This is a genomic window from Rhodomicrobium udaipurense JA643, assembly GCF_000636015.1.
Taxonomy (GTDB): domain Bacteria; phylum Pseudomonadota; class Alphaproteobacteria; order Rhizobiales; family Rhodomicrobiaceae; genus Rhodomicrobium; species Rhodomicrobium udaipurense.
In genome coordinates, this window is record NZ_JFZJ01000146.1 from 1 (window position 1) to 7,830 (window position 7,830).

8 protein-coding genes and 1 pseudogene are annotated in these 7,830 nt (G+C 61.6%); 8 read left to right on the forward strand and 1 reads right to left on the reverse strand.

What is annotated here, in order from left to right; genetic code table 11:
• The 3 genes from T281_RS15110 to T281_RS15120 all read left to right on the forward strand — a co-directional run.
• Positions 1–944, forward strand: a 944-nt coding sequence (locus tag T281_RS15110) for a cytochrome b (RefSeq protein WP_037241208.1), incomplete at its 5' end; no start/stop codon positions are given.
• A gap of 11 nt (positions 945–955) precedes the next feature.
• Positions 956–1,840, forward strand: coding sequence for a cytochrome c1 (locus tag T281_RS15115; protein ID WP_037241211.1), 885 nt, complete (start codon positions 956–958; stop codon positions 1,838–1,840).
• Positions 1,841–2,248: 408 nt separating this feature from the next.
• Positions 2,249–2,491: a hypothetical protein gene (locus T281_RS15120; RefSeq protein ID WP_037241213.1), complete on the forward strand. Its 243-nt coding sequence runs from the start codon at positions 2,249–2,251 to the stop codon at positions 2,489–2,491.
• 9 nt (positions 2,492–2,500) lie between these two features.
• Here T281_RS15120 and T281_RS15125 read toward each other — a convergent pair whose 3' ends face one another.
• Positions 2,501–4,057 carry a c-type cytochrome gene (locus T281_RS15125; protein ID WP_081796839.1) on the reverse strand — a complete coding sequence of 519 codons (1,557 nt, stop codon included), beginning with the start codon at positions 4,055–4,057 and terminating at the stop codon, positions 2,501–2,503.
• 187 nt (positions 4,058–4,244) lie between these two features.
• On the opposite strand from T281_RS15125, the gene T281_RS15130 reads away from it, so the two are divergent.
• The 5 genes and pseudogenes from T281_RS15130 to T281_RS15150 all read left to right on the forward strand — a co-directional run.
• Complete coding sequence (locus T281_RS15130) at positions 4,245–4,859, forward strand: ribonuclease D (RefSeq protein ID WP_037241215.1); 615 nt, start codon at positions 4,245–4,247, stop codon at positions 4,857–4,859.
• Positions 4,860–4,923: 64 nt separating this feature from the next.
• Complete coding sequence (lptC, locus tag T281_RS15135) at positions 4,924–5,739, forward strand: LPS export ABC transporter periplasmic protein LptC (RefSeq protein WP_037241218.1); 816 nt, start codon at positions 4,924–4,926, stop codon at positions 5,737–5,739.
• The gene (locus tag T281_RS15140; RefSeq protein ID WP_052037559.1) at positions 5,736–6,488 is read left to right on the forward strand and encodes an LptA/OstA family protein; all 753 of its coding nucleotides are present in this window, start codon (positions 5,736–5,738) and stop codon (positions 6,486–6,488) included. The genes lptC and T281_RS15140 overlap by 4 nt, the downstream gene beginning before the upstream one ends.
• Positions 6,489–6,562: 74 nt before the next feature.
• Positions 6,563–7,366: an LPS export ABC transporter ATP-binding protein gene (gene lptB / locus T281_RS15145; protein WP_420834880.1), complete on the forward strand. Its 804-nt coding sequence runs from the start codon at positions 6,563–6,565 to the stop codon at positions 7,364–7,366.
• A 118-nt stretch (positions 7,367–7,484) separates the two neighbouring features.
• A pseudogene (locus T281_RS15150) lies at positions 7,485–7,830 on the forward strand (hypothetical protein); the annotation flags it as partial.

Here is a 7,830-nt window from a genome sequence, read left to right on the forward strand (position 1 = left end):
GCGGCATCTATTACGGGTCCTACAAGGCGCCGCGCGAAGTGCTTTGGATGATCGGCGTGGCGATATTCCTCGTCATGATGGCGACGGCGTTCATGGGCTATTCGCTGATCTGGGGCCAGATGAGCTTCTGGGCCGTGACCGTGATCACGAACCTGTTCTCGTCGCTCGACACGCTCTATTCCGGCCTTGGCACCACGCTGGTGCAATGGATCTGGGGTGGCTTCTCGGTCGATAACGCGACGCTCAACCGCCTGTTCAGCCTCCACTACCTGCTTCCCTTCGTGCTCGTCGGCCTTGTCGCGCTGCACGTCTGGGCGCTGCATGTCGTCGGTTCCAACAACCCGACCGGTGTCGAGGTGAAGAACGTCGAGAAGGAAACGCTGCCCTTCTACGCCTACTTCACGACGAAGGATCTGTTCGCGCTCGCAGTGTTCGGCGTCATCTTCGCGTATTTCATCTTCTTCACGCCGAACTATCTCGGCGACGCGGTGAACTACGTGCCCGCCAATCCGCTGCTGACGCCTCCGCACATCGTGCCGGAATGGTACTTCCTGCCGTTCTACGCGATCCTGCGCGCGGTTCCGTCCAAGCTCGGCGGCGTGCTCGCGATGTTCGGTGCTATCGCCGTGCTGTTCTTCATCCCGTGGCTCGACACGTCGCGCGTTCGCTCGCTCAACTATCGACCGATGTTTCGCTGGTTCTTCTGGGGTTTCGTATTCTCCTGCCTTGCGCTCGGCTATCTGGGCGCGGCGCCGGTCACCGAAACCTCGACGCTGGCCTCGCAGTTCTTCACCTTTTACTACTTCGCCTTCTTCCTGATCCTGATGCCGGTGGTGGGTATCTACGAGACACCGAAGCCGCAGCCGGATTCGATCGCAGACACCTTCACGCATAAATCGGACGACGGGTCTGGCCGCGGCACGCGCCCCGTGGCGGCCGAGTAGGAGACCAGACAATGACGACGATGACATCGAGCCTCGTGCGCCGCTCGCTCGGAGCGTTCGTAATCGGCTCAGTTCTCTCCGCGACGGCGCTTAGCGCGCCGGCGTCGGCCTCCGAGACGGCAGAGCACTACCAGATTCCGCGTCTGGAATGGACCTTCGGCGGCTTGTCGGGCTATTTCGACAAGCAGCAGCTTCGCCGCGGCTTCAAGGTGTATCAGACGGTTTGCCAGAACTGTCATAATCTGGCTCACCTGTCTTACCGCAACCTGACGCAACCGGGCGGTCCCGAGTTGCCGAAGGAAGAGGTCGAAGCCTACGCCGCGCAGAAGCAGGTGGCCGATGGCTTCAACGACGCGGGCGAAGTGAATATGCGCCCGGCGAAGCTGGCTGACCTATTCGTCGGCCCCTTCAAGAACGACAAGGAAGCAGCCGCAGCGTTGAACGGCGCGGTTCCGCCGGATCTGTCGCTCATCACGAAGGCCCGTACGGTCGAACGGGAAGTGGAGTGGTACGCCTTCCCGTTCATTATGCTTAAGGATGTCCTTACGCAATATCAGGAGCAGGGCGCGGACTATGTGCACGCTCTCTTGAACGGCTACACGGAACCGCCGGCGACCTTCAACCTGCTGCCTGGGCTGAGCTACAACCGTGTGTTCCCCGGCCACCAGATCGGCATGCCGCAGCCTCTCACCGACGGTGCGGTGGACTATGATGACGGCACGCCGACCACACTCGACCAGCAGTCGAAGGACGTAACAGCGTTCCTCGCCTGGGCAGCGGAACCGACCCTTGCCGACCGCAAGAAGCTCGGCGCTTGGGTGCTGATTTATCTCATCATCCTTGCCGGCCTGCTCTATGCTTCGAAGAAGCTGATCTGGCGCAACGTCAAACACTGACGCCAGCACGACATCAACGAACGTTTCGACGCGGGGGCCTTTCGGTCCCCGCTTTTTTTGTCTGGGAGAGACCGGGAGATTCAGGACATTAAGTGAAATGCATGCTGGTTCGCTCGAACCCGTCCAGGCAAGAGCTTATTGCGCACGACCGCCGACAGCCTGACACGACGTGATGACCGGGGAGCAGGCGCCGGGGACGGGGCTATCCCGACCGCCAGCGGATTTATAAAATATACATTTTCTCTCGCGACCTCGCTGAGGGGTTGCGTTACTCCAGCGCCGGGCAAGCTTGGTGTGATTTGTTTGCATCGGTAGACGAGTGTTTACCTGCCAGCGTGTAAAACCGGCAGTAGTCAACCAACGGTGTTTTCTCTAGTTTGTAATTCGTTGAAAAATGGGGATTAACCTATGTTCATGAGTCAAGGTTCGCAGATCGAGATTGACCTGATCGAGTCTGTGCTTCCCACCTGCTGCCCCGCGCCTTGCGCCGACGAAGAAGCTGTCGATCTTCTTCGCTCCTCCGTCATTGAAGGCTTCGAAAGGGCCATCGATCTCGGCGTTCCACCTTTGCAAGCGCTGACTTACATTCTCGATTGGGTTTCCGATGAGATGGCGCGGGTCAAGGCAGCGCCCGTTTCTGCCTCGACCTGAGATTGGCAATTACCGCCGGGTATGACGCCGCCCGAGCATTCCGCTTGCTTCCGCATAAGTGACCTGCGCGAAGATATCGAGAAGGTTTCGCTTTTGAGCGACTGTCATCGTCTCTCGTTCTGCGACGACGGAGCAGAAGGCTGCTGTCAGGCCATTAACGACATCTGCCTCCGACGCTTGACGAACTGCGGACTTGATCTTCGGAACGATCTCCTGAACTCGCAGCACGAGATTGCTCCCTTGCGTCGTACGAAGGAGTTCGCCGGCGTCTGCCTTGGCATTCTCCACCACCGCGCGCTCCTTCTCGGTCAGAGGCGGCGGACATTGAGTGCTGCCTTCGCCGCCAGCCAACATGATGGGCGTCGATTGCCTGATTTCGCGCACGAGGAAGCCATCGGCATTGGTGGGAGCGTTGTTGCCCCAGCGCGACCGGACGGAATTCGCGACCGCCGCGATGTCGCCGTCGCTCAGATACGCGGCGAAAGAGGGCATGGGGCCGTATTGTTGCGTCGCCGGAAGACCAGCGAGGATCGCCTTGATGATGTCCTGAGGTTGCTCGCCGTTCACAGTGCCGTTCTTCGAGAGAGGCGGAATCCTGTCCTTGAGGCCCTCTCCCTCAAGCCCGTGGCACGATGCGCAATGGCTGACATAGACGCCCGCCGCACCTGCCGGCACAGGCACGACCGAGCCGCCCGAGACGTCCGCGCGGGGTGGCGTCTGCTTCAGATAGGCCGCGATTGCGCGGAGATCCGCGACCTTGAGCTTCGAGAGGCTGTCATGAACGACCGTCGCCATCGGCCCCTCGGCGATCGCGCGCATCGGCGCGACCCCCGACGCGAGATAGGAGACGAGCTGCTCCTCGCTCCATGATCCGATGCCGCGCGTCATGTCGGCGGTGATGTTCGGCGCGAACCAACCCTGCACGGCGGCGCCCTGAAGCGCGTCGCCCGGTATGGTGGCGCCCATCAGATTGCGCTGCGTATGGCACTGGCCGCAATGGCCGAGGCCCTCGACAAGATACGCGCCCCAGTTGACCTGCTCCGTCTTCGCCGGATCGGGTTCGAACACGCCCGGCGCGAAGAACAGCCCGCGCCAGACCGACAGCGACTCGCGGATATCGAAGGGGAAAGCCAGATGATTGGGCTGATGTGGCGCATGCACCGGCTTCAGCGACATCAGATAAGCGCGGATGGCGTTCACATCATCGCGCCTGACCTTGGTAAAAGACGTAAAGGGGAATACGGGATAAAGATACTCGCCGTGCTTGCCGATACCCTCGTGCAAGGCGCGATAAAACTCGTCCTCGCTCCATTCGCCGATGCCCGTGCGCTTGTCGGGCGTGATGTTCGGCGTCGTCACGCTGCCGAACGGCGTCTGGATCTGGAGGCCACCCGCGAAAGGCTTGCCGCCCTGCCTGGTGTGGCAGGCGGCACAGTCGCCGATGGTGGCCAGATACTTGCCCCGTTCGATGAGACCTTCATCAGGTGCGGCAAGGCTTGCGCCGGCAGCCGAAAAAAGCAAGAGGGCTGCCGGTAAAGCCGTCCTGAGCGAGGCAAGAGCAGTCATCGAACGGCCTCTCTTTTCAGAAAAGGTGCGAAAAGGCGGAGTTGTATCTGACCATCTATACCCGCCGCGTCTCGAAAGACCGTTTCCGCCCCATGGGAAATTTGCGAAAAACTATGTGTTGCGCAGGCTTTGCGTTTGTGGCTCCCTCCTCCCGTTTTCCGCTCACGCCCGAAGAAACGCTGAACCCATGACAATCACAGTGCATCTGAACGATCTGCCTCCGGATATCGACTTCGGCGCGTGCGTCGCCATCGATACGGAAACGCTCGGCCTCAAGCCGCATCGCGACCGGCTCTGCGTCGTTCAACTGTCGGCGGGCGACGGGAACGCGCATCTCGTGCAGTTCGAGAAAGGGCACTACGACGCGCCTAATCTGACGGCGCTGCTTGTGAACCCCGCGGTTCTCAAGATCTTTCATTTCGGCCGCTTCGACATCGCCGTGATGCAACAATACCTCGGCGTGAAAACTGGCCCCGTCTATTGCACCAAGATCGCGGCGAAGCTCGTGCGCACCTTCACCGAGCGCCACGGCCTCAAGGACCTTTGCCGCGAACTCCTCGGCGTGGAGCTTTCGAAGCAGCAGCAGACATCGGACTGGGGACAGGCGAAGCTCACGCCCGAGCAACTCAGCTATGCGGCGTCGGATGTGCTTCATCTGCATGCGCTGAAAGAGAAGCTCGACGCGCTGCTCGCCCGCGAGGGACGCACCGAGCTGGCGGCGGCCTGCTTCGGCTTCCTGCCCTACCGCGCTGAACTCGACCTGAAAGGCTGGCATGACGACGCGGATGTTTTCAATCACTAGGCGCGCTCCCATCGGCGTCCGGCTTGGCGCGCGCCGTCTCGCTCGGCGGAACGGAGGCTGAGCGATGGCGGTCGCGACCACGGCTCCCCTCGGCCGCAACGCCGCCATGACGCGGGTGGCGGACCGTGGTATCGACCGCGACCGCGAATTCCGGCTCGCGCGCCGCCATTCGCGCCGCGTGAGGGTGCTGAGAATCGTGCTGCCGCTCATGGCGATGGGCATTCTCAGTCTTTATGCGCTGCCGTCTTTCTTGCGCGTTTCTGTCGACAAGGGACGCGGCACGGCCACCGTTCGCGCGATCGAGCTTGAAAAGGGCGCGCTCAAGATGATCGAGCCGCATGTGCGCGGCGTGAACGAGAAGAACGAATCCTACGATTTCACCGCCGACTCGGCGACGCAGGCCTCGGTGAAGGCCGACGAGATGTATCTCCTGAACGTGCGCGGCCGCATGACGGGGCAGGACGGCAAGCTGACAACGCTCACCGCGCCCGACGGCACCCACAACAGCAAGGCCGACCAGATCACGTTCAACAATGGCGTCACGATCAGGCGCGAGCCGGGCCTTGCGGCGGAGTTTCAGACCGCGACCGCCTATATGAAAGAGCAGAAGGCTGTGTCGAATACGCCCGTCATCGTCCGCCTTCATGAGAGCACGATTCATGCGGATGGTATGACGCTGTACTGGGGCGAAAGCCGCGCGATCTTCGAAGGCAACGTCCGCACTCATATCGAACGGCAGGAGCCGGCGGGGGGAGAGGCCCAGTCGAAAGGGCCGCGCCGGCCGCAAACCGATGGCGGCGCGTGGTCGACGGTTCCCGCAAACGGGCTGCCCGACGACGCAGCGAACGGCATGGAAAGCGACGGAGGGCTTAATCGATGATCGCGGAGAAAGCGCTCCTTGCGTTCGCCCTGATGCTATCGGTGGCGGTCATGTCCACCCCGTCTCACGCCCAGACCCCCGGCTCCGGTTTTCGCGGCATCGGTTCGGGCGATAATGCAAAAAAGCCGATCGACATTGAATCCGACCGCCTCGAAGTGGATGACAAGCGCCACGTCGCCATCTTCATCGGCAATGTTTCGGCGAACCAGGGCGATTACAACCTCAGAGCGCAGCGCCTCGAAGTGACCTATGAACGCCAGGGCGGTGAGGGCGCGGGCGACAAGGCGCGGAAATCGGCCACCGCACCGGGTGGCGACTCGCCCGCAAAAGCTCCCAAGACGGACGCATCGGCCGCAGCCGCCGCCGACCCGATTTCCAGCGGCCAAATCCGCTACATCCGCGCGCTCGGCGGCCATGTCGTCGTCACGAACAAGAAGGATGAGCAGGAGGTCACTGGCGACGAGGCGCTTTACGACGTCAAGGGCCAGAAGATCACGATGACCGGCAAGGAAGTGATCCTGAGCCAGAAGGCCAACGTGGTGAAGGGCAGGCAGCTCAGCATCGATCTCGAAACCGGCCGCGCGACGGTGATCCCCGAAAAGGGCCGCGTTCAGGCGATTTTCGATCAGGGTGCGGCGAAGGGCGTGCTGCCGGCCGATTCACCGCTCGGCGGCAAGAAGAAAAGGGAGGCCGCTCCCGCAGAACCGCAGCCGCAGCCGAGATCCGGTTGGCAGCCGCAAAGCCAGTAACGTGACCGCAATTTCTGAAGCGAAGGCGTGAGAGTTTCATGGTCGTTCTCGACAAGGATCAGCCAAATCCGAGGATGGGGCCGCGTCATCAGGCGGAACCCGGCTGGAACGCGGGGCCTCCGGTGCTCCGCGAGCGCCGTCCCGCGCCGCAGGTTCGCGAGCAACTCATCGTGAACGGCGTCAAGAAGAGCTTCAAGAAGCGCATGGTCGTGAAGGGCGTCAGCGTCAACCTGAAGCGCGGCGAATCTGTCGGCCTTCTCGGCCCGAACGGCGCGGGCAAGACCACCGTGTTCTACATGATTACGGGACTTATCAAGCCGGACGAAGGCAACGTCCATATCGACGGCTACGACGTGACCGCGCTTTCTATGTATCGCCGCGCGCGGCTCGGCATCGCCTACCTGCCGCAGGAAGCATCGATCTTCCGGGGGCTGTCCGTCGAAGACAACATCATGGCGGTGCTGGAAGTTTCAGAGCCCGATCGGAAAGAGCGCAAGCGACGGCTCGATGAACTCCTCGACGAATTCAAGATCGGCCGCCTGCGCAAATCGCCGTCCATCGCGCTGTCGGGCGGCGAGCGGCGGCGCTGCGAGATCGCGCGCGCGCTCGCAAGCAACCCGTCCTACGTTCTCCTAGACGAGCCGTTCGCGGGTATCGACCCCATAGCGATTGGCGACATCCGCCAGCTCGTGACGCACCTCACCGATCGCGGCATCGGCGTTCTCATCACGGATCACAATGTGCGCGAAACTCTGGACTTAATCGACCGTGCATATATCATCTATGACGGTCGTGTGCTCACCGAGGGCACGCCCGCAGAGGTGGTTGCGAACGAGGATGTGCGGCGCGTTTACCTTGGTGACATGTTCTCGCGCTAGTTCCGCAAAAGTGGCACCGCTTTTGCTTTGGGATATGCTAACAGAGAGCTGGATGATCGCTTTTCCGTTCAAGGTGGGCTATCTCTAGCGGCTGAGAGGGTCTCGTTTCGCATATTTGGTGGTTGATGTGCTCCAACTAAGGCTTGAGCAACGGCAAACCCAGAAAATTGTCATAACGCCTCAGCTTCGGCAGGCGATCAAGCTTCTGCAATTCTCAGCCATCGAGCTTCAGTCCTATATCGAAAACGAGATCCGCGATAATCCTCTGCTCGAAGCCGAGGAGCGCGCGGATGGTGATGCGCCGTCGCCGGAAATTATCCGCGCCGATGGCGCTTCGGCTGGCGTCGATGCCGATGTCCCGGCTTTCGACGCGCGCGATGCCAGCCCGGCCGTCGAAACCGTAACCGACTGGGAGCCCGCAACTCCGGGCGACCGCGCCTATGAGGGCGCTCCCACCGCCGCGT

Coding starts and splice junctions, on each gene's coding strand:
- T281_RS15115 (WP_037241211.1), top strand. CDS start 956: ATGACGACGATGACATCGAGCCTCGTGCGCCGCTCGCTCGGAGCGTTC.
- T281_RS15120 (WP_037241213.1), top strand. CDS start 2,249: ATGTTCATGAGTCAAGGTTCGCAGATCGAGATTGACCTGATCGAGTCT.
- T281_RS15125 (WP_081796839.1), bottom strand. CDS start 4,057: ATGACTGCTCTTGCCTCGCTCAGGACGGCTTTACCGGCAGCCCTCTTG.
- T281_RS15130 (WP_037241215.1), top strand. CDS start 4,245: ATGACAATCACAGTGCATCTGAACGATCTGCCTCCGGATATCGACTTC.
- lptC (WP_037241218.1), top strand. CDS start 4,924: ATGGCGGTCGCGACCACGGCTCCCCTCGGCCGCAACGCCGCCATGACG.
- T281_RS15140 (WP_052037559.1), top strand. CDS start 5,736: ATGATCGCGGAGAAAGCGCTCCTTGCGTTCGCCCTGATGCTATCGGTG.
- lptB (WP_420834880.1), top strand. CDS start 6,563: ATGGGGCCGCGTCATCAGGCGGAACCCGGCTGGAACGCGGGGCCTCCG.